At 32.9% G+C, this 26,291-nt stretch carries 29 protein-coding genes; 21 read left to right on the plus strand and 8 right to left on the minus strand.

Annotated features, from left to right (window positions below; genetic code table 11):
• Window positions 1-17 precede the first annotated feature (17 nt).
• Together AC13CQ_RS09495 and AC13CQ_RS09500 are read left to right on the plus strand one after the other, a co-directional pair.
• A complete protein-coding gene (locus AC13CQ_RS09495; protein ID WP_008612519.1) occupies window positions 18-950 on the plus strand; it encodes a peptidylprolyl isomerase in 933 nt (310 codons plus the stop codon).
• Window positions 951-1,106: 156 nt separating this feature from the next.
• Window positions 1,107-1,652 carry a YfiT family bacillithiol transferase gene (locus AC13CQ_RS09500; protein ID WP_008612521.1) on the plus strand — a complete coding sequence of 182 codons (546 nt, stop codon included), beginning with the start codon at window positions 1,107-1,109 and terminating at the stop codon, window positions 1,650-1,652.
• Window positions 1,653-2,077: 425 nt separating this feature from the next.
• Here AC13CQ_RS09500 and AC13CQ_RS09505 read toward each other — a convergent pair whose 3' ends face one another.
• The 3 genes from AC13CQ_RS09505 to AC13CQ_RS09515 form a co-directional block, all read right to left on the minus strand.
• On the minus strand, window positions 2,078-2,434 hold the full coding sequence (locus tag AC13CQ_RS09505; protein ID WP_456865597.1) for a hypothetical protein: 357 nt from the start codon (window positions 2,432-2,434) through the stop codon (window positions 2,078-2,080).
• Window positions 2,435-2,518: 84 nt separating this feature from the next.
• The gene (locus tag AC13CQ_RS09510; RefSeq protein WP_008612523.1) at window positions 2,519-3,160 is read right to left on the minus strand and encodes a peroxiredoxin; all 642 of its coding nucleotides are present in this window, start codon (window positions 3,158-3,160) and stop codon (window positions 2,519-2,521) included.
• Between the two features lie 168 nt (window positions 3,161-3,328).
• Complete coding sequence (locus AC13CQ_RS09515; RefSeq protein WP_008612524.1) at window positions 3,329-3,883, minus strand: thioredoxin family protein; 555 nt, start codon at window positions 3,881-3,883, stop codon at window positions 3,329-3,331.
• A 162-nt stretch (window positions 3,884-4,045) separates the two neighbouring features.
• Here AC13CQ_RS09515 and AC13CQ_RS09520 point away from each other — a divergent pair, with 162 nt between their 5' ends.
• Together AC13CQ_RS09520 and AC13CQ_RS09525 are read left to right on the plus strand one after the other, a co-directional pair.
• On the plus strand, window positions 4,046-4,351 hold the full coding sequence (locus tag AC13CQ_RS09520) for a phosphoribosylpyrophosphate synthetase (protein WP_456865600.1): 306 nt from the start codon (window positions 4,046-4,048) through the stop codon (window positions 4,349-4,351).
• Between the two features lie 16 nt (window positions 4,352-4,367).
• Entirely contained in the window at window positions 4,368-4,706 is a 339-nt protein-coding gene (locus tag AC13CQ_RS09525) for a tRNA-binding protein (RefSeq protein ID WP_008612526.1), read from the plus strand.
• Between the two features lie 108 nt (window positions 4,707-4,814).
• Here the strand turns inward: AC13CQ_RS09525 and AC13CQ_RS09530 are convergent, their stop codons facing one another.
• Window positions 4,815-5,201 carry a PUR family DNA/RNA-binding protein gene (locus AC13CQ_RS09530; protein WP_008612527.1) on the minus strand — a complete coding sequence of 129 codons (387 nt, stop codon included), beginning with the start codon at window positions 5,199-5,201 and terminating at the stop codon, window positions 4,815-4,817.
• A 76-nt stretch (window positions 5,202-5,277) separates the two neighbouring features.
• Window positions 5,278-7,035 carry an ABC transporter ATP-binding protein gene (locus tag AC13CQ_RS09535; RefSeq protein ID WP_008612528.1) on the minus strand — a complete coding sequence of 586 codons (1,758 nt, stop codon included), beginning with the start codon at window positions 7,033-7,035 and terminating at the stop codon, window positions 5,278-5,280.
• 138 nt (window positions 7,036-7,173) lie between these two features.
• Here AC13CQ_RS09535 and AC13CQ_RS09540 point away from each other — a divergent pair, with 138 nt between their 5' ends.
• From AC13CQ_RS09540 to yajC, 4 genes are all read left to right on the plus strand, one after another.
• Window positions 7,174-8,277 carry a Glu/Leu/Phe/Val family dehydrogenase gene (locus AC13CQ_RS09540; protein ID WP_008612529.1) on the plus strand — a complete coding sequence of 368 codons (1,104 nt, stop codon included), beginning with the start codon at window positions 7,174-7,176 and terminating at the stop codon, window positions 8,275-8,277.
• 179 nt (window positions 8,278-8,456) lie between these two features.
• Window positions 8,457-9,398: a transcription antitermination factor NusB gene (nusB, locus tag AC13CQ_RS09545; protein WP_040879620.1), complete on the plus strand. Its 942-nt coding sequence runs from the start codon at window positions 8,457-8,459 to the stop codon at window positions 9,396-9,398.
• A gap of 93 nt (window positions 9,399-9,491) precedes the next feature.
• A complete protein-coding gene (locus AC13CQ_RS09550; protein ID WP_335588269.1) occupies window positions 9,492-9,959 on the plus strand; it encodes a DUF1573 domain-containing protein in 468 nt (155 codons plus the stop codon).
• A 20-nt stretch (window positions 9,960-9,979) separates the two neighbouring features.
• Complete coding sequence (gene yajC / locus AC13CQ_RS09555) at window positions 9,980-10,279, plus strand: preprotein translocase subunit YajC (RefSeq protein ID WP_008612532.1); 300 nt, start codon at window positions 9,980-9,982, stop codon at window positions 10,277-10,279.
• A gap of 82 nt (window positions 10,280-10,361) precedes the next feature.
• Here the strand turns inward: yajC and AC13CQ_RS09560 are convergent, their stop codons facing one another.
• Both AC13CQ_RS09560 and pepT read right to left on the minus strand, forming a co-directional pair.
• Window positions 10,362-10,955, minus strand: a complete 594-nt coding sequence (locus AC13CQ_RS09560; RefSeq protein ID WP_474507273.1) for a YdeI/OmpD-associated family protein — start codon at window positions 10,953-10,955, stop codon at window positions 10,362-10,364.
• Window positions 10,942-12,180, minus strand: a complete 1,239-nt coding sequence (gene pepT / locus AC13CQ_RS09565) for a peptidase T (protein WP_008612536.1) — start codon at window positions 12,178-12,180, stop codon at window positions 10,942-10,944. Before pepT ends, AC13CQ_RS09560 begins: the two co-directional genes overlap by 14 nt.
• Before the next feature lie 361 nt (window positions 12,181-12,541).
• Between pepT and AC13CQ_RS09570 the strand changes: the two genes are divergently transcribed.
• From AC13CQ_RS09570 to guaB, 11 genes are all read left to right on the plus strand, one after another.
• A complete protein-coding gene (locus AC13CQ_RS09570; RefSeq protein ID WP_474507274.1) occupies window positions 12,542-13,558 on the plus strand; it encodes a quinone-dependent dihydroorotate dehydrogenase in 1,017 nt (338 codons plus the stop codon).
• 5 nt (window positions 13,559-13,563) lie between these two features.
• Entirely contained in the window at window positions 13,564-14,181 is a 618-nt protein-coding gene (locus tag AC13CQ_RS09575) for a LysE family translocator (protein ID WP_474507782.1), read from the plus strand.
• A gap of 293 nt (window positions 14,182-14,474) precedes the next feature.
• Window positions 14,475-15,164, plus strand: a complete 690-nt coding sequence (locus AC13CQ_RS09580) for a hypothetical protein (RefSeq protein ID WP_474507275.1) — start codon at window positions 14,475-14,477, stop codon at window positions 15,162-15,164.
• A 74-nt stretch (window positions 15,165-15,238) separates the two neighbouring features.
• Window positions 15,239-15,742, plus strand: a complete 504-nt coding sequence (locus AC13CQ_RS09585; protein WP_008612540.1) for a hypothetical protein — start codon at window positions 15,239-15,241, stop codon at window positions 15,740-15,742.
• A 10-nt stretch (window positions 15,743-15,752) separates the two neighbouring features.
• A complete protein-coding gene (locus tag AC13CQ_RS09590) occupies window positions 15,753-16,490 on the plus strand; it encodes a CsgE family curli-type amyloid fiber assembly protein (protein ID WP_474507276.1) in 738 nt (245 codons plus the stop codon).
• Between the two features lie 9 nt (window positions 16,491-16,499).
• Window positions 16,500-16,904 (plus strand): curli production assembly/transport component CsgF, encoded by a 405-nt coding sequence (locus AC13CQ_RS09595; RefSeq protein ID WP_008612542.1) that lies wholly within the window; start codon window positions 16,500-16,502, stop codon window positions 16,902-16,904.
• A 9-nt stretch (window positions 16,905-16,913) separates the two neighbouring features.
• Window positions 16,914-18,302, plus strand: coding sequence for a CsgG/HfaB family protein (locus AC13CQ_RS09600; RefSeq protein WP_008612543.1), 1,389 nt, complete (start codon window positions 16,914-16,916; stop codon window positions 18,300-18,302).
• 11 nt (window positions 18,303-18,313) lie between these two features.
• Window positions 18,314-19,804 carry a carboxypeptidase regulatory-like domain-containing protein gene (locus AC13CQ_RS09605; protein WP_008612544.1) on the plus strand — a complete coding sequence of 497 codons (1,491 nt, stop codon included), beginning with the start codon at window positions 18,314-18,316 and terminating at the stop codon, window positions 19,802-19,804.
• 98 nt (window positions 19,805-19,902) lie between these two features.
• The gene (locus AC13CQ_RS09610; protein WP_008612545.1) at window positions 19,903-20,562 is read left to right on the plus strand and encodes an HAD family hydrolase; all 660 of its coding nucleotides are present in this window, start codon (window positions 19,903-19,905) and stop codon (window positions 20,560-20,562) included.
• The gene (locus AC13CQ_RS09615; protein WP_008612546.1) at window positions 20,562-21,425 is read left to right on the plus strand and encodes a hydroxymethylglutaryl-CoA lyase; all 864 of its coding nucleotides are present in this window, start codon (window positions 20,562-20,564) and stop codon (window positions 21,423-21,425) included. The genes AC13CQ_RS09610 and AC13CQ_RS09615 overlap by 1 nt, the downstream gene beginning before the upstream one ends.
• Before the next feature lie 168 nt (window positions 21,426-21,593).
• The gene (gene guaB, locus AC13CQ_RS09620; protein WP_008612548.1) at window positions 21,594-23,066 is read left to right on the plus strand and encodes an IMP dehydrogenase; all 1,473 of its coding nucleotides are present in this window, start codon (window positions 21,594-21,596) and stop codon (window positions 23,064-23,066) included.
• A gap of 326 nt (window positions 23,067-23,392) precedes the next feature.
• On the opposite strand, the gene AC13CQ_RS09625 is transcribed toward guaB, so the two are convergent.
• Window positions 23,393-23,638 (minus strand): hypothetical protein, encoded by a 246-nt coding sequence (locus AC13CQ_RS09625; protein ID WP_008612549.1) that lies wholly within the window; start codon window positions 23,636-23,638, stop codon window positions 23,393-23,395.
• A 309-nt stretch (window positions 23,639-23,947) separates the two neighbouring features.
• Between AC13CQ_RS09625 and AC13CQ_RS09630 the strand changes: the two genes are divergently transcribed.
• Together AC13CQ_RS09630 and AC13CQ_RS09635 are read left to right on the plus strand one after the other, a co-directional pair.
• A complete protein-coding gene (locus tag AC13CQ_RS09630) occupies window positions 23,948-24,823 on the plus strand; it encodes a hypothetical protein (RefSeq protein WP_008612550.1) in 876 nt (291 codons plus the stop codon).
• A 6-nt stretch (window positions 24,824-24,829) separates the two neighbouring features.
• Complete coding sequence (locus AC13CQ_RS09635) at window positions 24,830-26,290, plus strand: peptidylprolyl isomerase (RefSeq protein WP_008612551.1); 1,461 nt, start codon at window positions 24,830-24,832, stop codon at window positions 26,288-26,290.
• Window position 26,291: the final 1 nt, after the last annotated feature.

Consider the following 26,291-nt stretch of genomic DNA (forward strand, 5'->3'; position numbering starts at 1 on the left):
AATATAAAAACAATACTATGGAAAACGGTATCTACGCAAAATTCAATACTTCAAAAGGAGAGATTCTTGTTAAATTAACATACGATAAAACACCTGGAACAGTTGGGAATTTTGTTGCTTTAGCAGAAGGAAATATGGAAAATAGTGTAAAGCCTCAAGGGCAGCCATATTACGATGGAATTACTTTTCATAGAGTAATTAACGATTTCATGATTCAAGGTGGGTGTCCGCTTGGAACTGGAACTGGAGATGCTGGATATAAATTTGATGACGAATTTGATAGTTCTTTAAGACATAATAGACCTGGAGTTTTATCAATGGCAAATGCGGGGCCTGGAACAAATGGTTCTCAGTTTTTTATTACCCATGTAGAAACCCCTTGGTTAGACGATAAGCATACTGTTTTTGGTTTTGTTGAAGAAGGACAAGATGTGGTTAATGCTATTGCTCAAGGAGATAAAATTGAAAGCTTAGAGATTGTTAGAGTAGGAGATGAGGCAGAAAAATGGAATGCAATAGAGGCTTTTAGAACTTTTGAAGGTTCTCGTGAAAAGCGTTTAGCGGAAGAAAAAGAAAAAGCAGAAGCTGCACTTGAAAAATTAGCTGCTGGATTTGATAAAACAGAAAGTGGCTTACGTTACAAAATGATCCAAAAAGGAAATGGTGTAAAAGCTGAAAAAGGTAAAACTGTTTCTGTGCATTATAAAGGGCAATTAGAAAACGGACAAGTATTCGATTCTTCTTACCAAAGAAATCAGCCTATCGATTTTACTTTAGGAGCTGGTCAGGTTATTTCTGGATGGGATGAAGGAATTTCTTTATTGCAAGTAGGAGATAAAGCTCGTTTTGTAATACCTGCACATTTAGGTTATGGCTCTAGAGGAGCTGGGGGTGTAATTCCGCCAAATGCTACTTTAATTTTTGATGTGGAATTGGTTAATGTAGGTTAAATAAGTGGTGTTAACTTATTAATTAGAATGGAGGTTTTTGGTTAAAACGTTGCGAATTTTTTTGGAACTTAAAGTAACCATAAATTCAATCATAATAATATAATATTTTAAAGTCCTGTTACACATTTGTGCAACAGGATTTTTTATATTTGAAACATGGCAAATCTAGAACAAACTAAACTGCAATATCCTATCGGGAAATACAAAGCCCCAGAGGTTATTACTTCTGATGATATTAAAAAATGGATTCAAACAATTGAGTTTTTTCCTGAGAAGCTAGAGGCTTTAGTGGAAGATTTTGATGATGGGCAATTAGATACTCCGTACCGCCCAGAAGGTTGGACTGCAAGGCAGTTAATTCATCATTTAGCAGACAGCCATATGAATAGTTATATTCGTTTTAAATGGACTCTTACTGAAGATAAGCCTGTAATAAAAGCCTATTTTGAAGATAGATGGGCAGATCTAGAGGATGGTAAATATGATGATATTGAGATGACGTTACTACTTATTGAATCATTACATAAAAGATGGGCGTCTATGTTGAAAAAGTTAACTCCAGATCAACTAAAGCGTTCGTTTATTCATCCTGAAACTAATAAAGAAATTGCTTTGGATCAATTAATTTCTATCTACGATTGGCATTGCAGACACCATTTTGCACATTTAAATAATCTTGCTTTGCGAGAGGATTGGGTGTAAAACTAATGAGGGTGTAGGATTGCTTTGTTATTTTGTTGGAAGGTGTTTAATTCCTCATTGAGGGTTTTATTTCCCAGAGCCTGTTCTGACTGAGTATATCGAAGTGTTCTAAGTCGAAATGGATTAAATTATTTTCCTTTGAATACCTCGTAGGCTTGCCTTGAGGTAGTTGATTTAAATTCTTTTTTAGCATTGCTGTCCAATTTTTTCAAGTTTCCATAATGCTTGTCCTAAATTTTATTTGAGATACTTAGACTTCCCGTTTTTTAGAAGGATAATAAATTTATGGTGCAAATACCTTTAGTGTTATTTGATGATTGCCTTGGTTTTTTGTGCTAAAATCTAAGAAAATTGTTTGTGTAGACCGAGTATAATTCATCACCTCTTACTTTCCGATTGAGAAAAGTAAGAGGTGATGATGTTTTTTATAGTGTTTTTATGTAGGAACTTTTATTTTTAATTAATTCCGATATTTCTTCTACTTTTTTAAAATCAGTGTCAACTAGCCAAATTTTTACAATTTGTTTAGTTAATTGTATGGTAAGATTGGCTTTGTTTTTATAGTTTCCACCATTACCATTTCCCGTAAAGAAACCCACTATATAACTTGTTATAGAAATAAACCAATCAGTTTTTTCCGTATTTAGTTTCACACTTTTTATTTCAGCGTATGAGTAAGTTCCATTGTTTTTTGGTTCTGAAGCATCTATAACTTCAAACTCGTGTGTATTCAGAATAATTTTCAATTCTGGTTTATTCCTTAACTCAATAGTTTCTGTCATTCAGTGTTCAGTTTTTACTCATGCAAAAAATAAAGCGTAAAACTTTAATCGTCACATGTTGAATAAGTTTTGATTAGTCTAAGCTTAATCTAAATTAGGCTGCGGTGTTAATCTTAAATAAGGTTTAACCTCTTTAAATCCTTTTGTAAATATGTTTTTAGCATCCTCGCTAGAAATTGCAGGACTAATAACTACTTCGTCTCCATGTTTCCAATTTGCGGGAGTAGCTACTTTGTGGTATGCTGTTAATTGAAGCGAATCTATTACTCTTAAAAGCTCGTCAAAATTTCTACCTGTAGAAGCAGGATAAGTAATCATAAGCTTAACAGATTTATCTGGCGCTATAATATATACAGACCTAACGGTTAAGGTTGCATCAGCATTTGGATGAATCATATCATATAATTCTGCTATTTTTCTATCTTCATCTGCAATAATAGGAAAATTAACTTCTGTGTTTTGTGTTTCGTTAATATCGTTAATCCATCCTTTGTGAGATTCTACTCCGTCAACACTTAATGCAATTACTTTTGTGTTTCTCTTTTCAAATTCATCTTTATATTTAGCTACGGTACCTAATTCTGTAGTACAAACGGGAGTGTAATCTGCTGGATGAGAAAAAAGGATTCCCCAGCTATCTCCTAAATAATCATGAAAATTGATTTCTCCTACAGATGTTTGTGCAGAAAAGTTTGGTGCTTTATCTCCTAATCTTAGTGTTGCCATGTCTATTTGATTTAATTATTACTCTACAAAGTTACTAGATTAATAGTTTTGCTCAGATTTTTTATTGATAAAAGATTGTTAAAGAACTAATTTTAGTTTGCTCTATAATTTAAATGCAATGCTTAGCACTTGTTTTTATATAAAGTTTCTTAAAATGTTACTAGGAGGTTATTTCCATTTAATATTGCATCCCATGCTTGGTTTCTGGGTTTTATAGATTCTTTTTCCCATAATAGCTGCATCTATTGCGCTTCGGATATCTCTTCCAGTAATTGGCATGCTATTTCCTGGTCTGGAATCGTCAAACTGACCACGGTAAACAAGTTCTAAATTAGCGTCAAAAACATAAAAATCTGGAGTGCATGCAGCATCATATGCTTTGGCTATTTCTTGAGTTTCATCATATAAATAAGGAAAGTCATATCCATTTTCTTCCGCAGTTATTTTCATTTTTTCAGGACTATCTTCAGGATATTTTTCAACATCATTGCTAGAAATAGCAACAAAATTAACATCACTATCAGTATAGTCGTTTACAAGTTTTGCTATTTCTTTGTTTAGATGTTGAACATATGGACAATGGTTGCAGATAAACATTACAACGGTTGCTTTTTCGCCATATACATCGCTTAATTTTAATTTCTTGCCAGAAACCGTGTCTAAAAGATTAAAATTTGGTGCTTTTGTACCAAGTGGTAACATATTGCTTTCTGTTCTTGCCATGGTTAAATTTTCTGTTTCTTGTAAATTACAAATAAGAAATTGTTTTAAAAAAGAGTTTGGCAAGTACTTTATAAAAACCTTTCTAAATCATAAAAAAAGATTAAATTTTTGGACACTCTTTTTGTTGTTTGTAACTTTTATTGAAACCAAAGAAAAAGAACAATGAAAAAGTCATATGAAAGTTTATCGGTAGCTATTGAAGCATTAAAAAAAGAGGGTTATACAGAAGATTATAACTTATGCGATGCTGGCGTGGAAAATAAATCGAGAAAGAAAATACATAAAGCTGAAGAGTTAGAAATTGTAAAACATTATCGTTTTGAAGGAATGACGAATCCAGATGACAGTTCGGTATTGTATGTTATTGAAACTTCAGAAGGGGATAAAGGTCTTTTGGTAGATGCGTATGGGGCATATTCTGGAAACGTATCTCGAGAAATGATAGAAAAATTAAAACCTAAACATTGATTAGATTAAAATTAAAATGACAGATTTAAGTTGGAGTGATTTCCAAAAAGTAGAAATGCGTGTAGGAACGGTTATAGAAGTAAAGGATTTTCCAGAAGCAAGAAATCCAGCCTACAAATTGAATATTGATTTTGGAGCAGAAATAGGTGTCCGAAAAACATCAGCTCAAATTACAAAACGGTATAAAAAAGAGGATTTAGTAAATAAGCAAGTAATTGCAGTTGTGAATTTTCCTAAAAAACAAATAGCAAATTTTATGAGTGAATGCTTGGTTATTGGAGCAGTAGGAGAGGAAGGAGATGTAGTACTCCTAAATCCTGATTTTAAAGTTGAAAATGGTTTAAGAATAGGTTAATCCTTTGTAGAAGGTATATTCTCCTGAGCTGATTATTAATTTAAAAACAATAAAAAGGCTGTCTGAAATTATTTCAGACAGCCTTTTGTGTTTTGAGATTGACGTTTTTTATATGTCGTCGAAACTAATATCTGTAAACTTTTCAGTAGTCACTTCTTCTAAATTAGAGCCATCTTCTTCATCAGAATAAGTTTCCTTTTTAAAATCTTTTTGATGACGTTCAGAAATTACTTCTTCACCTTTTTCATTAATAACAAAGTCAATCATTTCTTCTAAATTCTCTTTAAAAGCAGCAAAATCTTCTTTGTATAGATAAATCTTGTGTTTCTTGTAGTGGTAAGATCCGTCGTCATGGGTAAATTTCTTACTTTCAGTAATTGTTAAGTAATAATCTCCCGCTTTCGTTCCTCTAACATCAAAGAAGTAAGTTCTTCTTCCAGCTCTCAACACTTTAGAGAATATCTCATCTTTCTCTACAAAACCTTTATCGCTCATAATTCCTCTAAATACTTTTTATTATTGTTAACAAAATCAAAAATGTGAAAAAAAATGAAATGAAACAACAATTTTTCTAGTTTTCTTTTTCTGACAGCTGATTTAAGTATAGTTCATGGTAATACCCTTTTTTGGTTATTAGCTGATTATGAGTTCCTTGCTCTGTAATTTCACCATCTTCTAAGACAATAATTTTATCTGCATTTTTAGCTGAAGAAATACGATGACTTACAATAATTGTGGTGCTTTTCTCTGAAACTTGCTTTAAATTAGTTAAAATTTCCTCCTCTGTTTCGGTGTCAACAGCAGATAAGCAGTCGTCGAATAAATATATTTTAGGTTTTTTAATCAAAGCTCTCGCTATAGAAACACGTTGTTTCTGACCTCCACTAAGTGTTAAACCTCTTTCTCCAAGTACAGTATCGTATTTTTTAGTAAACTCAATAATATTTTTATGTACTGCTGCTTTTTTGGCAGCGGTTTCTATTTCTTCTTGTGTGGCATTTTTATAGCCGAATTTAATATTGTTTCCAATAGAGTCGGAAAATAAGAAGGCATCTTGTGGAACGGCACCTATTTCATTTCTTAAATCTGTTAGGTTCAAGGTTTCTATAGGTTTGTTATCTATTAGAATGCTTCCAGAAGTAACATCATAAAGTCTGCCGATAAGGTCTAGTATGGTAGATTTTCCAGAGCCAGTTTTTCCTATAATAGCAAATGTTTCTCCTTGATTTATGGTAAACGAAACATTTTTTAATGCGGTAATATTAGTGTCGTCATAAGTAAAAGTAACGTCCTTAAATTCAATTTTGCCATTTATTTCTGAAGGTTCTTCTGTAGGGTTTTTTATTTCAGGATCAAGATCTAAAAACTCATTAATCCTTTTTTGAGAAGCTTCTGCGCGTTGTACTATTGAGGTAACCCAGCCAACAGTTGCTACGGGCCAAGTAAGCATATTTACGTAAATAATAAATTTTAGAATAACTCCAGTAGTAGCAATTTCACCATTTATATATTGCATCCCACCAACATAAATAACAAAAATATTACTGATTCCAATTAACAAAAGCATCAAAGGAAAAAACCAAGCATTTACTTTGGCTAAATCCATATTTGTATTCTTACCTTCTAGAGCTAACTCATCTACTTGAGCTCCAATTCTTTTTTCTATTCCGTAGGCTTTTATTACAGAAATTCCAGAAAAAGATTCTTGTGTAAATGTTGATAATTTAGAAAGGTATTGCTGTACTTTGGTGCTTCGTTTATGAATTATTTTACTGATATTATATATTAAGACCGATAAAATAGGAAGCGGAATAAGTGTATATGCAGCTAGTTTTGGTGCAGTATAAAACATTAAAGGAATTACACATAAAAATAAGGTAATGGTTTGAATGCTATATAGAATGGCAGGGCCAGCATACATACGTACTTGTCCTACATCTTCACTAATACGATTCATCAAATCTCCAGTTCTATTTTTCTTGTAAAAGTTTAATGAGAGTCGTTCATACTGCTCGTAAACTTCATTTTTTAAGTCAAATTCAATATATCTTGATATATTAATAATGGTTTGACGCATTAAAAAAGTAAACAAAGCAGAGAGTGCTGCCGAGCCAATAATGATAATTATATAGCGTAAAAGTTTGGCTTTAACTGTAGAAAGATCAGCGTTTTCATTTAAGATATATTCCTCTACAGCGTTCACAGATTGCTCTACATATTCTGGTAAAACTAATTTAAAGACCGTAGCAAGAATAGTAATAAAAACCCCAATGATTAATTTCCACTTATATTTCTTAAAGAATTTGTTAATATATTTTAGTTCCTTCATTACTTTACTCTAAAATCGATTTTTTTGATAAATCCTCAATATGAGGGCTATTTTTAGCTTTTATATTGAAATATTCGTATTTTTGCGCCGTTATATTGTCGATTTAAAAATATAAAGCAAATAAAAACGAAAATTAATATGGTGTCAGAAATTATAAATCCTACAGAACTTAAAAAAGTTGATCCAGTGTTTGGTCAACTTTCTTTTAACGATCATGAGCAGATTGTTTTCTGTCAGGACAAAGATACAGGATTAAAAGCAATAATAGGAATTCATAACACAGTTTTAGGACCTGCTTTAGGAGGTACTAGAATGTGGAATTATGAAAATGAATGGGAAGCTTTAAACGATGTTTTACGTCTTTCTCGTGGAATGACTTATAAATCAGCTATTACTGGATTAAATCTTGGTGGTGGAAAAGCCGTAATTATTGGAGATGCAAAAACGCAGAAAAATCCTGCGTTAATGAAACGTTTTGGGGAGTTTGTACATTCTTTAAGTGGGAAATATATTACAGCTGAAGATGTTGGAATGGAAACTGCCGATATGGATACTGTTAGAGAGGTTACGCCTTATGTAACAGGAATCTCTGAGGAAAAGGGAGGTGCTGGAAACCCGTCGCCAATTACCGCATACGGTGTGTTTATGGGGATGAAAGCAGCTGCAAAGTACCAATTTGGAGATGATAGTTTAGAAGGGAAAAGAGTTTTAGTACAAGGAGTTGGTCACGTAGGAGAGACTTTAGTAGACCACTTATACAATGAAGGTGCACAATTGTTTATTTCTGATATAAATGAAGCAAGACTTTTAGAGTTAAGCAAAAAGTATAAAGCACAGATTATAGCAGGAAATGAAATTTTTAATCAGGATTTAGATGTATATGCTCCTTGTGCTTTAGGTGCTACTATAAATGATGCTACTGTAAATGAAATTAAAGCTAAAGTAATTGCAGGAGCAGCTAATAATCAGCTTGCAGATGAGAAAGTTCATGGAGCTATCTTAAAAGAAAGAGGAATTGCGTATGCTCCAGATTTCTTAATTAATGCAGGAGGAATTATAAATGTATATGCAGAATTAGAAGGATATGATAAAAAAGAAATCCTTAGAAAAACTGAAAATATTTATAAAACTACCTTAGATATTTTTAGTCATGCAGATAAAAATGAGTGTACTACACATCAATCTGCGCTAAGCATTGCACAAAGCAGAATAGATAACCGAAAATTAGCATTGAAAAAATAAGAAGGTTTCTAAAATAATATTATTTTTGCAGGGCGAAAGGATAATTCCTTTTCGCCCTTTTTATTGGATGTCTTCAACTATTTTTTGAGGTATTCAGAATAAATAAAACTAATTTCGACATTTATGTCGTGTAATCGTGCCCTTAAAAAGGGTTAATTTAGGTAAGAAAGTTCTTAAGCATGTTAACAAGAAGACACATCAGAGTTAAAGTAATGCAATCTGTTTATGCATTCATTCAATCAAAAAACACTGATTTAGGTAAAGAAGAAAAATTTTTATCATCCAGTATGGAGAATATGTACAATTTGTACTTAACGCTCGTAAGTTTACTGGTTGAAGTACAAAAAACGGCTGAAGAGCAACTTACCCTATCCCAAAAAAAATACCTCGCTACAAATGAGGAGAAAAATCCGAAACGCAAATTTATTGATAACCCAATTTTACAGCAATTAGTAAACGATACTGTTTTAGCTGAAAAATTGGAAAATAGACATATAAGTTGGGAGTTAGATGAAGAGTATGTAAAAATTATTTACAGAGCTATTCTTGAAAGCGATTTATATAAGGAGTATATGGCTAAAGAAGCTACCGATTTTAAAGATGATAAAAAACTAATATTAGATTTATATCAAAAGGTTATTGCGCCCAATGAAAAGTTATACGAATATATAGAAGACAAAAAACTTACTTGGGTTGACGACCTTCCGTTAGTAAACACGCTTTTAGTGAAGATGATTAAAAAGCTCAAGAAAGATGCTCCTGAAGATTATTTCCATCCTTCATTGTTTAAAGATCAAGATGATAAGATTTTTGCAAGTGAATTGTTTAAGAAGACTATTTTAAATGATGAAAGAATTCAGCAAGAAATAGAAGGAAAAACTCCAAATTGGGATACCGATAGAATTGCAGAATTGGATGCTATTTTATTGAAAATGGCAATATGCGAGTTTTTGAAATTCCCTTCCATTCCTGTTAAGGTTACTATTAATGAATATTTAGAAATAGCCAAAGAATACAGTACTCCAAAGAGTAGTATTTTTATAAATGGAATTTTAGATAAATTGGTAAAAGAGTACGAAGCTAACAATACGTTAAATAAGTCCGGTAGAGGTTTGATGTAATTAAAATATTACTACTTTTGTTGATTAATGCTAGGGGTTTTTAATATAATCCTCAAAAATTAACCACTTATTAAAAATTAAAATCTTTTAAAAATGAAAAAAGTCTTTTTAATATTAACGATTGCAGCAGCAGTTAGTTTTACATCTTGTAAAGACAACGCAGCTAATAAAGTAAATTCTGATAATGTTGCCAAAGCAGAGCAACGTGACGAAGCAGCTAAAAAAATGCCAGTAATGACATTTGAAGAAACAGAATTTGATTTTGGAAACATTCCTCAAGGACAAACAGTGGAAAAAGTTTTCAAATTTAAAAATACTGGAGACGCTCCTTTAGTAGTTACCGATGCAAAAAGTAGTTGTGGATGTACAATCCCACAAAAACCAGAAGCACCAGTTGCTCCAGGAGAAACAGGAGAAATTTTAGTAAAATACAATGGTAGTGGAAGAAATGCAGTAACTAAAACAGTTACTATTACTGCTAATACCGAAAAAGGAACAGAACAATTAAGAATAAAAGCGTTTGTAGAAGCTAAAGATGCTGCAGCGCTACCAAAAGCATAAGCATAAATAAATAAATTTTAATGGAAGCAATAAATCAGTTTGCACCTTTTCTTTTAATTTTTGCTGTGATGTATTTTTTTATGATACGTCCACAGATGAAAAAACAAAAACAAGAAAAGAAGTTTGCACAAGAATTAAAGAAAGGAGATCGTGTAGTTACTAAAAGTGGTCTTCATGGTAAAATAGTAGATTTAAACAACGATAATACGTGCATTATCGAATCGATGGCAGGTAAAATGAAGTTTGAACGTTCAGCACTTTCTTTAGAGCTTTCTCAAAAATTAAATGCACCAGCAACGCCTGTTAAAGAAAAGAAATAAGCGTTAAGAGGAATAAAATAAAAAGCACCAATTTTTTAAAATTGGTGCTTTTGCTTTTTAAGGAATTCAGATTCTGCTAGGATTAGCTTTTCTTGTATTTATCATAAAGTCCTTTGCCTTGTTTTATTAAAGGGATTATTTTGTTGATTCTGTTTTGTTGGGTAGTTTCTTTTTTTGCTTCAGCAATGTACTCATGATATTCTCTTTGCTTTCCTTTGGTAAGCTCCATAAAGCACTTTTTTAGTTCTAAATTCTCTTCAAGCGCAAGCATCAATGCATGAGATTGGATTTCCTTTTTCTTCGGAATTACTACAGATTTTCCTTCTTTATGATTAAAAATAGCTTCGTTGAGATATGTTTTAATCAGATTTATATTTATTTCTTCAACCGATTTGAAGCGCCATTGTCTTAACGCAACTGTTTTTCCTTCCTGAGCATTTATTAAAACTTTAGCTTTATCTTTTAGCAAGGCGCCGTTATGAAACCACAATCCAACATAGGATTTAAAAGCTGCAATTCCCACTATATTTTTATTAGATAGCGTATAGGTAGGAACTCCCCATTTTATAGTTTCTTTCATTTCTGTTGTATTTATAACAGAACGAAGCATGGAGAGCTCTTCTTTCCATGGTACGTTTGAAACAATATATTCTTCTACATTATTAGGCTTCGTCATTATAATATTTAGCAGTTAGCTCAATAATTTTTACAATTACATCGGTGGCTCTTTTCATGCTTTCTACGGGGACATATTCGTACCTTCCGTGGAAATTATGTCCGCCAGCAAATATATTAGGGCATGGAAGTCCCATATAAGAAAGTTGAGAACCATCTGTTCCGCCACGAATAGGTTTTATAAGAGGTTCAATTTCTAAATCCTTCATGGCTTGTTCTGCAATGTCAACAATATGCATAACAGGCTCGATCTTTTCTTTCATATTATAGTATTGGTCTTTTATTTCAATAGAAATAATATCTCCAAAACGTTCTGTTAAGTCAAAAACTACACGTTGTAATAGTTCTTTTCTGGCATCAAACTTATCTCGGTCATGGTCTCTTATAATCCCGTTTATTTCGGCATATTCCACATCTCCTTTAAAATCGTAAAAGTGAAAAAAGCCTTCTCGGTAACTAGTAAATTGTGGCATTTCTTTTTTTGGCATTAACGATAAAAATTCGTTTGCTATGATTACTGCGTTTATCATTTTACCTTTTGCATAGCCAGGATGTACGCTTTTGCCTTGTACTTTTATTTTGACAGAAGCGGCATTAAAATTTTCATATTCAAGTTCTCCAATTTGAGACCCGTCCATGGTGTATGCCCATTGTGCTCCAAATTTTTTGACATCAAATTTATGAGCGCCCCTACCAATCTCTTCATCTGGAGTGAAGGCAACTCTTACAGGGCCGTGGTGAATATGAGCATTATTAATTAAGTATTCCATAGCAGTAACAATTTCTGTTATTCCTGCTTTATCATCGGCACCTAATAAGGTATTCCCATCGGTGGTTATGAGGGTTTGTCCTTTATATTGTTTTAAATCGCTGAAATAATTAGGAGAAAGGATAATGTTTTTTTCTTCGTTTAAAATAATGTCATTTCCATCATAATTCTCTATAATTTGCGGATTCACATTGGTTCCAGAAAAATCTGGAGAGGTATCAAAATGCGAAATAAATCCAATAGTAGGCACTTCTCTGTCGAGATTTGAGGGAAGCGTAGCCATAACATAAGCGTTTTCATCAATAGAAACATCTTCCATGCCAATAGCTTTTAATTCTTCGGCTAGTTTATTGGCAAGATTCCATTGCTTTTCTGTGCTTGGTGTAGTGTTACTATTAGGATCGGACTGAGTGTCTATTTTTACATAGCTTATAAAACGGTCAATTATATTTTGCATAGAATTCTTTTTTATCAAAAATAATATATTAGTTGGAATGTGGATTATTTGTAGGGCGGAATATTAAATCCCTCATTGAGGGTTTTGTTCCCCAGAGCCTGTCCTGAGTATCTTGAAGGGTTCTACGTCGAAATGGATTAAAATATTTTTCCTTTGAATACCTCGTAGGTTAGCCTCGAGGTAGTTGCTAGTTAATAACTGGCACTAGTACCTAGCCCCGATTGAGCGTACTACCGTGTAGTAGTGAAAGCGGGCAACAGCTTAACCTAAAAAAACAAAGACATAATGCTTCATAAATTAATTATTAAAAAGAAAGCATTAATTTTTAAGTTTAAGTATTTTTGCGCAAACAAGCATATCCATGTATAAATTACTGATAAGACCTATATTTTTTCTTTTTGACCCAGAAGCGATACATCATTTTACATTTTCGGTTGTTAAATTTATAAATAGAATTCCTGGAGTTTCGGCTTTACTGCGAGCTATTTATTTAATTGATGACAAACGATTAGAGCGTGAAGTATTTGGATTGAAGTTTAAAAATCCAGTTGGATTGGCGGCTGGATTTGATAAAGATGCAAAATTATATAGGGAATTTTCAAATTTTGGATTCGGATTTATAGAAATTGGAACATTAACACCTAAACCGCAACCTGGAAACCCTAAAAAACGATTGTTTAGATTAATAAGCGATAAGGCAATTGTAAATAGAATGGGGTTTAATAATGGAGGTGTTGAGGAGGCTGTTGCCCGTTTGAAGTCTAATAAAAATGTTTTAATTGGTGGGAATATTGGAAAAAATAAAGTTACCCCCAATGAAGATGCTGTTGAAGATTATAAAATTTGTTTTGAAGCATTGTATCCTTATGTTGACTATTTTGTAGTAAATGTAAGTTCTCCAAACACTCCCAATTTACGTGCATTACAAGATAAAGAACCTTTAACGGCCTTATTAAACACGTTGCAGCAATTAAATGAGAAGAAGGAAAAAGCAAAACCTATTTTATTGAAAATAGCTCCAGACCTAACCGATAGTCAGTTACTAGATATTGTAGACATTGTTATTACTACCAAAATTGCTGGCGTTATTGCAACCAATACTACTATTAGTAGGGAAGGGTTAATTTCCGAGAATAAGAATGAAATGGGAGGGATGAGTGGAATGCCGCTTAGAGAACGTTCTACTGCGGTGATAAAATTTCTTGCTGAAAAAAGTAATGGGGCGTTTCCTATTGTTGGTGTTGGCGGGATTCATTCTCCTGAAGATGCTATTGAAAAATTAAATGCTGGAGCCTCTTTGGTTCAGCTGTATACTGGTTTTATTTATGAGGGACCAGCTATTATCAAAAAAATAAATAAAGCCATTCTTAAAAAGTAACTATTTTGGATATAGAAGTGTTAACTGCATTTGTTTTGGCATCGGCTGCTTTGGCTGTTGCACCAGGTCCAGATAACATATATGTACTCATGCAAAGTATGGTGCATGGACGTAAAAGCGGAATTGCTACGGTATTGGGATTAATGTCGGGCTGTTTGGTACATACAACTTTAGTGGCTTTTGGAGTTTCTGTTATTATTAAGCAAAACGAAATTTTGTTTACTATTCTTAAAGTATTTGGTGCATTATACCTATTGTATTTGGCTTATAGTGTTTATAGAAGTAGTGATGTAATTGATTTGTCTAATAATAAGGTTTCAAAAAAATCTTTTAAATCTCTCTTTGTACAAGGTTTTTTTATGAATGTTCTCAATCCTAAAGTTTCTATTTTCTTTTTGGCTTTCTTTCCAGGGTTTTTATTTAGTAATTCTATAAATTCAATTTATCAGTTCTATATATTAGGAGGAATCTTTATAATTGTTTCGTTTTTTGTGTTCTTATTTATTGTTTTATTGGCAAGTAAAGTTGCTTCTTATATTATAACTCATAAAAATATTGGGCTATTGTTTAAATGGCTTCAAATAATAGTTTTTATTACAATAGCACTTTTTATTTTCGTTTAGGGTTAATTTTCTTTCATTTTCTTCATATATAATACAGTTTTTTTTCTATTATAAGTAATTTTTTTACCTCATGAAAGATAAAGATTACACGAAAAGTTGAATAATTTATTCACTTTAGCAAGTAATTTTGTTTTTCATCGAGATTTAGTTGGAAAATTTTAAAGCATTAATACTTTTACACTGTTGTTAAGAAATTCTTAATGAACACTGCCCCAGAATGAGAGTATGCTATTAGTTCTTCCCCCGAACGCTCTAGATTATTAATATTTTAACCATTTAAATATCTATCTATTATGAAAAAAGTAATTTTTTGCGCTGGGGCGCTATTGTGTGGAGCTACAATGATGGCTCAAAGTAACTTCGGTTTATCAACTCAGGTTGGAACTGAAAATGAAGTAACTGTTAGTCAGACTGGTACATTAAATGCCTCTCTTGTTGGACAAGATGGTGTTAAGAACGAAACTACTGTAACTCAAGTAGGTTTTGCGAGTGCAGCTTTAGTTACTCAAGACGGTCGCCGTAACTCTGCGGATGTTAACCAAACTATGGGGCCATTAAACCTTGCTATTGTTGATCAAGACGGAAGAAGAAATGAGGCCGATGTTGATCAAATTGGGGTATTAAACGTTGCTTCAGTTAGTCAAGACGGTAGAAGAAACTCTTCTACTCAATTCCAATTAGGTGCTGGTAACTTAGCTGTTGATAGCCAAACAGGAAGAAGAAATGATGCAGACACGTATCAATTAGGTTTTCTTAACCAGAGTTATGTAACTCAAGATGGTCGTAGAAACTCTGCATTAGCTGTTCAAACTGGTATTGGTAACATGAGTAATGTAAATCAATCAGGAATGGATCACCGTGCTTTAACAGTTCAGACTGGTACTGGGAACATGAGTGGAATTACTCAAACTGGTGATGCTCACTTAGCTGTTTCTCTTCAAGCAGGTTCTGGTAATATGGCTACTTACACTCAGTCAAACTAAGAACAATTTTAGTTAATTAACACACTAATAAAGCTAGTAAGGGGTTTTCCCTTACTAGTTTTTATATAGCCAAAATGAAAGCAATAAATAAAATATTTATAGTTATTGGATTGATGTGTTCCTTGAGTACTTTTTCGCAATCTCCTAACGAAAAAGATTTTAAAAAAAATAGAATGCTAAATCAGCATTTAATTTCTTCTCAACAGAATAATTCATCCTCTTCTGTAGCATTAGCATACAATGTAAATAGTGTTAATATACAGCAAGTTGGTCATTATAATTCCATAAAAGTGAATTATGTATCTAAAAATTCTTCCTCTGAGTTAACTCAATATGGGAACTCAAATAAAATTACTCAATACAAAAACTCCCAAACACTTAACGAAAAAATTTATCAGAAAGGTACTAACAATGAAGTATTTGAAATTTCAAATAGGCCAATGGAGTCCTCCAATTCTCAGGTAGTACAAAAGGGTACTAATTTACGTGTAGAAAAATATGGCACCAATAGTATTGGTGCTAATATGAAAATTAATATGGACGGTACTAACAGGACAGTTATTATTAGAAATTTTTAGGAAATAAAATGTGGTAACAATAGTAAGACTTATAGTTTGTGTTGCCATTTATTTAATGGGAACTCTAGTTAACGGTCAGAACTTTAATAAAGAAGTTGATGCTCAAATAGTAGTGGGTGGCCCTAAAGAAGCTATGTTTTTATTATCTGGATATGCAGAGAATAAAACAAATACAAGCTATAGTTTGTCTTTTAAATTCTCTAGTATAACCAAGGTAAATGATAGTTCTATACTAAAAGAAACTAAAGAAAATAGATTTACACTACAGCCTTTTGAGACTAAAAAAATAGACGAATTTCTTATAGAAGAGAATGACTCAGTACAATCTATAGCCTTATTGTTATTGTATAATGAAGGGGAACTGATAAGTACAAAAAGGGTTTTAGTTAATCCAAAAGAAGAGGAGCAGTCTAAGCAGTCTTATAATAAAATGAATGAAGGGATTAAATTGAGAGGTTTTGTAAATGATAATACTAAAACAAAGGCAGGGAGAGACTTTTATAATTTTTTCTATCAAAACTATAATATGAGTCCAATTCAGTCTGATAAAATTGTAAAGATTGAAGAAATTGTAAGTTTTGGAAGAACTACAAGGTTAACGGTTAAAGTGGGAGACGATTTAGTATATCAGTTTTTTGCGCAACCCAAATTAGACTTTTTAAAGGAGCAAGCTAAAAATGCTTTAATGAGAGTAAACCAGTACATATACCAACAAAAGCAACGTAACGAATATCAAGTAAAATATTAAACTCTAACAATGAAAACACTAGTAATATTAACGCTATTATTTACCTTCTCAGGGCTGTCTGCACAAGCATTAGTGTATACGCCTAAGAATCCAAATTTTGGAGGAAACAGTTATAATTATCAATGGTTGTTGAGTTCTGCAGATGCACAAAATTCTTTTGAGGACCCAGATGGAGATGATGCATTCGATCAAAAAACACAATTAGAATCTTTTAAAGAAAATCTAAATGCCCAAATATTAAGTCAGCTAAGTAGGAAATTATTTGAAGATGAGTTTGGAGATGGCCCTATAGAGGCTGGGCGTTATAATTTCGGAGGGTTGGCTGTAGATGTATATCCTTCAAATGGAGGATTAATTGTAGATATTTTAGATACCGAAACAGGAGAGCAAACCCAGGTCGTAGTACCAAATTAATGATGAATTATGTTTTATCGAATCTTAACCATTATTACTTTATTATTCTTAACAAGCTGTGGTTCTTATTTTAATCAGCCAGTAGATTTTACAGAGGCTAGAATAGGAGAAAATACAGACGTTACAAAACGCCTCAATAATTTGCCAGAGCCTAAAGAAAAGGTTGTTGTAGGGGTTTATAATTTTAGAGACCTTACTGGGCAATACAAACCAACAGAATTAGGAAGCACTTTTAGTACAGCTGTAACTCAAGGAGGTACAGCTATTCTAATAAATGCCATGGAAGATTCTGGATGGTTTACTCCAATAGAACGAGAAAATATTGGAAACCTATTAAATGAGCGTAATATTATTCGTTCTACCAGAGAGGAGTACCAAGGAAATCAAGGGCAACCCAATGTGCCTCCATTGTTATTTGCGGGAGTGCTCTTTGAAGGGGGAATTGTTTCTTACGATTCTAATATTATTACTGGGGGAATGGGAGCTCGTTATTTTGGTGTTGGCGGGAGTACGCAATACCGTCAAGATCGAGTTACAGTATATTTAAGAGCAATTTCTACGTCCAGTGGTAAAATCCTTAAAAATATTTATGTTTCTAAAACCATACTTTCTCAGGCGTTAGATGCAAGTTTGTTTAAATATGTAAAGTTTCAGCGACTTTTAGAGGCCGAAGTAGGTTTTACTAGAAATGAGCCTGTGCAATTGGCAGTAACGGAAGCTATAGAAAAAGCAGTGGAAGGTATGATTGTAGAGGGGATTGAATCGGATCTCTGGCATGCTAAAGATGGGGGAGAAGTTGAGGAAATATTGGTAAATCAATATAAAGAGGAAAAAGAGGAGGCAGAACTAACTAAATTATACGATAGAAAATATATAAACAGACTGTACAATAGTACCATAGGGATAAGTGTTGGGGGAGCTCTAATTTCTGGAGATTACAATGCCGCAGAATTAAGACCTTCATTTAAGTTTGATTATAATTATAGGATTTCTCCTTATTTCTCCTACAATATTAGTAGTAGTTTTTTTGAGCTTAATAATAAAGTTAGATACAGCAGGAAATTTGCTTCTATAGATTCAAATCTGGGAATTACTTTTTTACCAAACGACGACTTAACTCCTTATGTATACGGAGGAGGGGGAATTCTTTTTGGTTTTGATAATGATGATACCCCAGCAGATAGCGAAAGCACCTTTTTTAAAATGCAATATGGAGTAGGTTTAGAATACTTTGTTAATCAGAAGTTCTCTGTTAAGTTATTTGCAGATCAAAATATAACTTTTTCAGACGACTTAGATTATTTGGTGAATGGAACTAGAGATGATTATTATTTCAATTTCGGAATTGGGGTCAATTTTACTCTAGGTGTTAAAAATAAATTTCAATCGAAAAAATAAAAAATCATAGTATGAACCTATTTAGACAATTCATATTCATAGTACTAATAGTAAGTGTGATTGCATGTAGCGAAGATACTGTAGATAATTATGGAACTGGTGTTATTACAGGCAAGGTGGTGCTGGAAGGAGATAATAGTCCTCTTGAAAACGTAAAAGTATCAACAAGTCCAAGTTCTACAACCGTTTTTTCTGATGAAAATGGAGATTTTATATTAAATGAAATAGTAGAGGGAGATTATTCTGTTCAAGCGCAAAAAACGGGTTATATAACTGGAGTAGAGGGTGCTACCTTAAAGGCTGGACAAACAATTAATGTTATTTTTGAACTTCAGACAGAAACAGCCAACAATAAACAACCTTCAGCTCCAGAGTTATTATTTCCTGAAGATGAAGCTACAAACCAAGAATTAGAAATACAATTTGCTTGGAATTCTGTAGATAAAGAGGGCGATGAACTAACTTATAAGTTAGAGTTAAAAAATAGTGTAAATAGTGATGTTATTACCATTGAAGATATAAAAGATACCTTATATACTATTTCTGAATTAAATTATGGATATAAATATTTTTGGCAAGTCTCAGCTTCAGACAGTATTAACGGACCAGTTTTAAGTAAAGTGCAAACCTTTAAAACAAAGCCCTTACCAGCTTACGGTTATGTGTTTGTAAGAGAAATAGATGGAAATAATGTGATCTTTTCTATAGATGAAGAAGGAAATGAGAATCAGCTTACAAGTAGTGCTTTAAATAGCTTTAGGCCAAAGCTAAATGCTAGAGGGAATAAAGTAGCTTTTTATAGAACAGTTTCTGGGATGACTCAGCTATTTACTATGGATTTAGATGGGAGTAATTTAAAACAACTTACAAAATCTATCCCAGCAAATTCTATAAATAATGAAGAGATTGGATTTTGTTGGGCAGATAGAGATGCTGCAATTATATACCCTAATTTCGAAAATCTCTTTAAAATTAATATAAACGGCGGTGATAGTCAGCTTATATACACCGCACAAAGTGGGCGTTATATTATGGATGCTGCTCAAAGTTTGGATCGGTCAAAAATAGCTGTATTGGAAACTAATATTTCTGGATATGAAGGCTCTGTGTATGTTGTAGACGCTTCTGGAGCTCTTTTAACTACTGTTATTAGCGGGGTAAAAGGAGCCGTTGGGGGAGTAGATATTTCAATAGATGGAAATAAAGTTTTGTATACGCATGATATTTCTGAGTTTGAAAATGAAAATCAAAGAATGCTAAATTCAAAAGTATTCTTATATGATATTGCCTTGGGAACGGCAACAAATATTAGCGATAATAAGCCAAATGGAACTAATGATACAGATCCTAGCTTTTCTGCTAATGAGGCAGCTATACTTTTGGTAAATGCTCCTAATAACAACACAAATGCTACTACAGCAACCACGGTGGAAATAGAAGAAGACAATACGCCAGGAGGTAGAGAGGCTTTAGTTGAAAATTCTAAAATGCCAAGTCAATAGTCAGAAATAAACTGTGTCTAAATAAAGATAACGCAGCCATAGAAAATACTTGTGTAAGCTAAGTAGGTTGTTTACCTTTGATTTAAACCTGATAGATTTTGATAAAAGACCATTTTATTTTTGATATGGACGGAGTTATTGTAGATAGCGAACCGGCTCATAAAGAAATATTGAAGAAAGTTTTTGAGGAATTGAGTTTAGATTTTTCCGATGCTTACCATCAAACATTAGTTGGGATGGCAGCCATTCCTATGTGGGAAAAAATTAAGTTGGATTTTGATATAGAAACTAATGCCAGAGAATTGATGAATTTTCATAAAGAGTTTCTTTTTATCGAAATGGACGCTCAAAGTGTTGAAGCTGTTCCTGGAGTTTTAGATTTTCTTCAGCAATTAAAAACTTTAGATTTTAGAATTTCATTAGCATCGTCTTCTTCCATTAAGCTTATTGAGCAATTTATAAACAACCTTGAAATAACTTCTTATTTTGATTATTTGGTGAGTGGGGAAAATGTGGTAAGAAGCAAGCCCAATCCTGATATTTTTTTAAAAGTAGCCGATAATTATAAGGTGGATCCAGCTCGATTTTTGGTAATTGAAGATAGTCGAAATGGAGTGAAAGCAGCTAAAGCAGCTGGAATGACTTGTATTGGGTTTAGGAATGTAAATTCTGGAAACCAAGATTTGTCATCTGCAGATATTATTGTTGATTCTTTTGCTGAATTAACTTCAGAAAAAATAAAACAATTGGCTTCTTAATGGAATCTGTAAAAATCATAGAATGCCCTCGGGATGCTATGCAAGGAATAAAAGATTTTATTCCTACAGAAAAAAAGGTGCAATACATCCAATCACTGCTACGTTGTGGTTTTGATACCATAGATTTTGGGAGTTTTGTTTCTCCTAAAGCAATTCCGCAAATGGTAGATACTGCGGAAGTTTTGTCGCGTTTGGATCTTACAGAAACCAGAAGTAAGTTATTAGCAATTGTAGCGAATGTTCGTGGAGCAGAAGATGCTTGTAAACATCCTGAAATTGATTATTTAGGTTATCCTTTCTCTATTTCAGAAAATTTTCAAATGCGTAACACACACAAAACTATTAAGGAAAGTGTGGCTGTTCTTTCAGAAATTTTAGAGCATGCTTATAAAAGTAATAAGAAAGTGGTGGCGTATTTGTCTATGGGTTTTGGAAATCCATATGGCGATCCATGGAATGTAGAAATTGTAGGGGAGTGGACCGAAAAGTTGTCCAGTATGGGTGTGGAAATTCTCTCATTGTCGGATACTGTAGGAACTTCTAATCCAGAAACAATTAATTATCTGTTTTCTAATCTAATTCCTAAATATCCTAAAATAGAATTTGGAGCACATTTACACACAACCCCAAATAGTTGGCATGAAAAAGTAGATGCTGCATACAAAGCAGGATGCAGACGTTTTGACGGAGCCATTCAAGGGTTTGGAGGTTGCCCAATGGCCGCCGATGAACTTACTGGGAATATGCCAACCGAAAAATTATTCTCCTATTCAAATTCAGTAAAAGCAAACTCAAATATAAAAGCAATGAGTTTTGAAAGCGCTTATAATGAAGCTTTGAAAGTTTTTAAATTTTATCATTAATTGAGTTAAGTATATTATTAATACTATTATTTCTGTTTTACTGTTTATTTTTAATAGAATGAAACGATATTTTATGAATAAAGTTAAGATATTCATAAAATAAAAAACAGGTAGTTTGTTACTGAAAAAAGCAGTATATTTGCGTGCAACTAAATGATAAGTTGCAATATGGATGCTCACAAAAACAAGTTTGTTGGCGAAGGATTAACTTACGACGATGTCCTACTCGTTCCTAACTATTCTGAGGTTTTACCCCGCGAAGTTAGTATACAAACAAAATTCACAAAAAACATAAAAATTAATGTGCCAATTGTCTCTGCGGCAATGGATACAGTTACCGAAAGTAGAATGGCAATTGCCATGGCTAGAGAAGGTGGTATTGGTGTTTTGCATAAAAACATGAGTATTGAACAGCAGGCACTTAAGGTTAGGAAAGTAAAGCGTGCAGAAAGTGGTATGATTATCGATCCTGTTACTTTGCCTCTAACTGCCACTGTGGAAGATGCTAAAAATAGCATGCGTGAGCATAGTATTGGAGGAATCCCAGTAGTAGATGAGGATGGTTTTTTAAAAGGAATTGTTACTAACCGAGATCTTCGTTTTGAGAAAATAAACAAGCGTCCTATTGTTGAGGTAATGACCAGCAAGAATTTAGTAACAGCAGCCGAAGGAACTTCTTTGGATGATGCTGAAGGGATTTTACAACAACATAAAATAGAAAAACTTCCTGTAGTAGCCGATGATAATAAGCTTATTGGGCTCATTACTTTTAGAGATATTACAAAACTTACACAAAAACCTATTGCTAATAAAGATATCTTTGGGCGTTTGAGAGTAGCCGCAGCTATTGGGGTTACAGGAGATGCGCTGGATAGAGCAAAAGCATTGGTTTACGCTGGTGTTGATGCGGTAGTTATAGATACTGCACATGGGCATACTAGAGGGGTAGTTACAATTTTAAAAGAAGTTAAAAAGGAATTTCCAGATTTAGAAGTAGTAGTAGGGAATATTGCAACTCCAGAAGCTGCTAAATATCTTGTAAAAAATGGAGCAGATGCCGTAAAGGTTGGGATTGGTCCAGGTTCTATCTGTACTACAAGAGTGGTTGCAGGTGTTGGTTTTCCTCAGTTTTCTGCGGTTTTAGAAGTAGCTGCAGCGCTTAAAGGAACTGGAGTGCCAGTAATTGCAGATGGAGGAATTCGTTATACAGGAGATATTCCAAAGGCAATTGCAGCTGGTGCAGATTGCGTAATGTTAGGGTCTCTTTTAGCAGGAACAAAAGAATCTCCAGGAGAAACTATTATATACGACGGTAGAAAATATAAATCGTATCGTGGAATGGGTTCTGTTGAAGCGATGCAACACGGAAGTAAAGATCGTTATTTTCAAGATGTAGAAGATGATCTTAAAAAGCTAGTTCCTGAAGGAATTGTAGGACGTGTTCCATATAAAGGAGAGTTGTACGAAAGTATGCATCAATTTATTGGAGGTCTTCGTGCTGGAATGGGGTATTGCGGAGCTGATAGTATTGAAGCTTTAAAAGAGAATGGACGTTTTGTAAAAATTACTTCTAGCGGTATCCATGAGAGTCACCCACACGATGTAACTATTACAAATGAAGCACCTAATTATAGTAGGTAATTAGTTGTGTTAATATATAATGAAAGGGCAAGGTTTATTTCAACTTTGCCCTTTTTTATTATTAATCATTATTGTCTGATAAAAATAAAGGATCATTCCCAAAAGTTGTGTTTATGCAAAGTTGCACACAAAAAAACCTTCTTCTTAATAATCTCCTATACTTTTATATTTTCAACCCTTTGTGCTAAAATTTTTTAGCCATAGATACACGAATGGGTGTTTAAATTTTTTTTACCTTTTTTCTGTCTTCTGTCTTCTGTCTTCTGTCTTCTTGTCTCTTGTCTCCTGTCTCTTTGTTCTTACAGCGAAGTGGTCTTGTATGTTTACTATGCTTCTTCTTTATAATATTCTCCTCTTTGGGGTTTTAAAGCATCTCGAACTTGGATCATATGTTCCTTAGCAACAACAATAAAGGCAATAGCATGTTCATCTGGAATAATAACTTCATACCCAGATTTTACGTATGGAACCTTATCAATGGCCATAAATTCTTTTAAATGAATCTCATAATGCTTAGCAGTTTCAAGAGCAGTAGGACTTCTAAAATCCCATATTAGTTTTAATAATTGCATTTATAGTAATTTTTACAAAGATAAACATCGCTCTTAAATATCTTTCAAATAATAAATTTTAAGAGGATTACTTTTCCTGAAAATGAATAAATAAAGGAGCAACTGCAAACAACAAACTATCTTATAGCGTTGTTAAAATCCTTGGTTTATATACCCTAATTGTTATTTTTGTCCGAATTAAAGCTTTTGCTTTAATCCCTCATAGCGGGTTTAACTTCTTTGAAGCTTGTCCTGAGTTGAAATAAGTAAATTTATTTCGTTTATATTTTTTTGGACTTGTTTTTGAGGAAGTTGATTAATAAATTAATAATGCAAAGAAATTTAATAGCAATTTTATTGGTACTCCTCCTAACCTCGTGCGATTATTTTAAATCTGAGCCCGTGGAGAATCCTATAGCTCGTGTAGGAGAAAATTATTTAGTAAAATCTGATTTGAAAAAGATTTTAAATTCCAATATTACTAAAGAGGATAGTTTGATTGTAGTGAATAACTATATTCAAAATTGGGCGCAGCAACAAATATTTTTGGAGCGTGCAAAAATAAATCTTTCTGAGAATAAACAAATTCAGTTTGAAGAGTTAGTAAGGAAATATCGAGCAGACCTTTATATAAATGCATACAAAGAAGGTTTGGTAGACAAATCTATGGATACTACTGTAAGTAAGAAGGAGTTGGAAGCATTTTATGAAAGTCATAAAATTAATTTCAAGCTGAATGAAGATTTGGTAAAATTAAGGTACATTAGTTTACCAGTAGATTATGGAGAATTGTCTAGTATTAGAAAAGCTTTTAAAAGGTATAATGATGATGATAAGAGTTACCTTCAAAGTGAAGCTATAAAATTTAAAGCATATACTTTTAACGATTCTATTTGGGTAAAATCGTCTTCAGTAGTAAAAAAGATACCAAAAATAACCTCAGAAAATAAAGAGTCTTACTTAAAAAAATCACATTTTTTTGAGCTTTCCGATTCTTTAGGAGTATATTTGGTCACTGTAAATGAAGTGCTTAATCGTACAGAAACGGCTCCTTTGGAATATGTAGAGCCAACAGTAAAAAAAATTATTTTGAACAAGCGGAAGCTTACTTTTATAAAAAATCTTGAAAAAGATTTAATGGATGAAGCAACTAGAAAAAAAGAGTTTGAAATATTTGAAAATAATATACAATTCAATAAAAAATAATCAGAAATGAGTAAAGTTTTATATGTTGCAGGATTGATGTTGATGTTTGTAACAACTATGGTTGCACAAGAAAAGTCGGTAGATTCTTTAACAGTAACTTCTAATAAAATTTTAGCAGAAAATCCAGTTGCTACAAGTGGTACAGAAGCTACTGCGGTTGCAGATACAACAGCTGTAGATACCAAAAGAGAAAAAGTGGATGGTGTTACAGCAGTAGTTGGAGATTATGTAATATTAGAATCTGATATTGATAAAAGTTTTATCGATATGCAAACGCAAGGAGTTTCTACAAAAGGGATTACTCGTTGTCAAGTGTTAGGAAGATTAATGGAAGATAAGCTTTATGCGCATCAAGCAATTCAAGATAGTATTGTGGTTTCTGATGCTGAAATTAACAGCACCGTAGATCGTCAATTAAACTTTTTAGTGGGTCAAGTAGGTTCTATAGATAAACTTTTAGAGTTTTATAGAAAAGAAGATGAACAAAGTTTTAGAGAAGAGCTATTTGAAATTGTAAAAGCGCAGCAATTATCGCAGCGTATGCAGGCTAAAGTAGTGGAAGAAATTGAAATTACTCCAGAGGAAGTGCGTCAATGGTATAATGGTTTAGCTGAAGATGAAAAACCAGTTTTTGGAGATGAAGTAGAAATTGCTCAGATTGTAAAAGTACCAGAGCCTTCAGATAAAGAAGTGCAAGAGGTTATAGATAAGTTGAATGAATATAAACGAGATGTTGAGGAGAACGGTTCTAGTTTTGCTATAAAACAGACGCTATATTCTGACGATCCTGGGAAAAAAGAGAATGGAGGAGTCTATAAAATAAGTAAAAGTACTGGCTTTGTACAAGAATTTAAAGATGTTGCTTTTTCTTTAAAAGAAGGAGAAATATCAGATCCTTTTAAAACTATTTTTGGGTATCATATAATTTATGTTGAAAAAATAAGAGGTCAGGAAAGAGATATCCGTCATATATTATTGCGTCCAAAAATTTCAGAAGAAGCTATTCAAGAAACTAAAACAGAGTTAGATAGTATTCGTGCAAAAATATTAGAAGGAGAATTTACTTTTTCTGAAGCTGCGCGTAATTTTTCAGATGAAAAAGAAACCCGTTTTGATGGGGGAGTTTTAAGAAACCCTGAAACTTTTGATACTAAATTCGAGCTTACCAAAATGGATCCTACTTTGTACAGTCAGATTAGTCCATTACAGGGAGACGAAATTTCTCAGCCTTTAATGGAAGAAACTAGAACAGGAGTTCAGTTTAAACTTTTAAAAGTTATTACTAGATTTAAATCTCATAAAGCAGATTATTCTCAAGATTATGTAAAAATTAAAGAATTAGCTTTGAAGGAAAAGCAATTTGATGAGATAGCTAAATGGATGGACGAGAAAATAAAAGATACTTACATAAATGTAGCTGCAGATAGTAGAGACTGTGATTTTGCTAATAACTGGTTGAAAAAATAAT

Source organism: Galbibacter sp. L-19 (genome assembly GCF_056857615.1).

What these genes read in the sequence shown, in the direction of transcription:
- AC13CQ_RS09615 (WP_008612546.1), top strand. Translation starts at nt 20,562, where the DNA reads ATGGAATCTGTAAAAATCATAGAATGCCCTCGGGATGCTATGCAAGGA.
- AC13CQ_RS09595 (WP_008612542.1), top strand. Translation starts at nt 16,500, where the DNA reads ATGAAAACACTAGTAATATTAACGCTATTATTTACCTTCTCAGGGCTG.
- AC13CQ_RS09495 (WP_008612519.1), top strand. Translation starts at nt 18, where the DNA reads ATGGAAAACGGTATCTACGCAAAATTCAATACTTCAAAAGGAGAGATT.
- AC13CQ_RS09510 (WP_008612523.1), bottom strand. Translation starts at nt 3,160, where the DNA reads ATGGCAACACTAAGATTAGGAGATAAAGCACCAAACTTTTCTGCACAA.
- AC13CQ_RS09530 (WP_008612527.1), bottom strand. Translation starts at nt 5,201, where the DNA reads ATGAGCGATAAAGGTTTTGTAGAGAAAGATGAGATATTCTCTAAAGTG.
- guaB (WP_008612548.1), top strand. Translation starts at nt 21,594, where the DNA reads ATGGATGCTCACAAAAACAAGTTTGTTGGCGAAGGATTAACTTACGAC.
- AC13CQ_RS09520 (WP_456865600.1), top strand. Translation starts at nt 4,046, where the DNA reads ATGAAAAAGTCATATGAAAGTTTATCGGTAGCTATTGAAGCATTAAAA.
- AC13CQ_RS09560 (WP_474507273.1), bottom strand. Translation starts at nt 10,955, where the DNA reads ATGACGAAGCCTAATAATGTAGAAGAATATATTGTTTCAAACGTACCA.
- yajC (WP_008612532.1), top strand. Translation starts at nt 9,980, where the DNA reads ATGGAAGCAATAAATCAGTTTGCACCTTTTCTTTTAATTTTTGCTGTG.
- AC13CQ_RS09570 (WP_474507274.1), top strand. Translation starts at nt 12,542, where the DNA reads ATGTATAAATTACTGATAAGACCTATATTTTTTCTTTTTGACCCAGAA.
- AC13CQ_RS09625 (WP_008612549.1), bottom strand. Translation starts at nt 23,638, where the DNA reads ATGCAATTATTAAAACTAATATGGGATTTTAGAAGTCCTACTGCTCTT.
- AC13CQ_RS09500 (WP_008612521.1), top strand. Translation starts at nt 1,107, where the DNA reads ATGGCAAATCTAGAACAAACTAAACTGCAATATCCTATCGGGAAATAC.
- AC13CQ_RS09550 (WP_335588269.1), top strand. Translation starts at nt 9,492, where the DNA reads ATGAAAAAAGTCTTTTTAATATTAACGATTGCAGCAGCAGTTAGTTTT.
- AC13CQ_RS09600 (WP_008612543.1), top strand. Translation starts at nt 16,914, where the DNA reads ATGTTTTATCGAATCTTAACCATTATTACTTTATTATTCTTAACAAGC.
- AC13CQ_RS09505 (WP_456865597.1), bottom strand. Translation starts at nt 2,434, where the DNA reads ATGACAGAAACTATTGAGTTAAGGAATAAACCAGAATTGAAAATTATT.
- AC13CQ_RS09580 (WP_474507275.1), top strand. Translation starts at nt 14,475, where the DNA reads ATGAAAAAAGTAATTTTTTGCGCTGGGGCGCTATTGTGTGGAGCTACA.
- AC13CQ_RS09605 (WP_008612544.1), top strand. Translation starts at nt 18,314, where the DNA reads ATGAACCTATTTAGACAATTCATATTCATAGTACTAATAGTAAGTGTG.
- AC13CQ_RS09525 (WP_008612526.1), top strand. Translation starts at nt 4,368, where the DNA reads ATGACAGATTTAAGTTGGAGTGATTTCCAAAAAGTAGAAATGCGTGTA.
- AC13CQ_RS09630 (WP_008612550.1), top strand. Translation starts at nt 23,948, where the DNA reads ATGCAAAGAAATTTAATAGCAATTTTATTGGTACTCCTCCTAACCTCG.
- AC13CQ_RS09540 (WP_008612529.1), top strand. Translation starts at nt 7,174, where the DNA reads ATGGTGTCAGAAATTATAAATCCTACAGAACTTAAAAAAGTTGATCCA.
- AC13CQ_RS09535 (WP_008612528.1), bottom strand. Translation starts at nt 7,035, where the DNA reads ATGAAGGAACTAAAATATATTAACAAATTCTTTAAGAAATATAAGTGG.
- nusB (WP_040879620.1), top strand. Translation starts at nt 8,457, where the DNA reads ATGTTAACAAGAAGACACATCAGAGTTAAAGTAATGCAATCTGTTTAT.
- AC13CQ_RS09515 (WP_008612524.1), bottom strand. Translation starts at nt 3,883, where the DNA reads ATGGCAAGAACAGAAAGCAATATGTTACCACTTGGTACAAAAGCACCA.
- pepT (WP_008612536.1), bottom strand. Translation starts at nt 12,180, where the DNA reads ATGCAAAATATAATTGACCGTTTTATAAGCTATGTAAAAATAGACACT.
- AC13CQ_RS09635 (WP_008612551.1), top strand. Translation starts at nt 24,830, where the DNA reads ATGAGTAAAGTTTTATATGTTGCAGGATTGATGTTGATGTTTGTAACA.
- AC13CQ_RS09585 (WP_008612540.1), top strand. Translation starts at nt 15,239, where the DNA reads ATGAAAGCAATAAATAAAATATTTATAGTTATTGGATTGATGTGTTCC.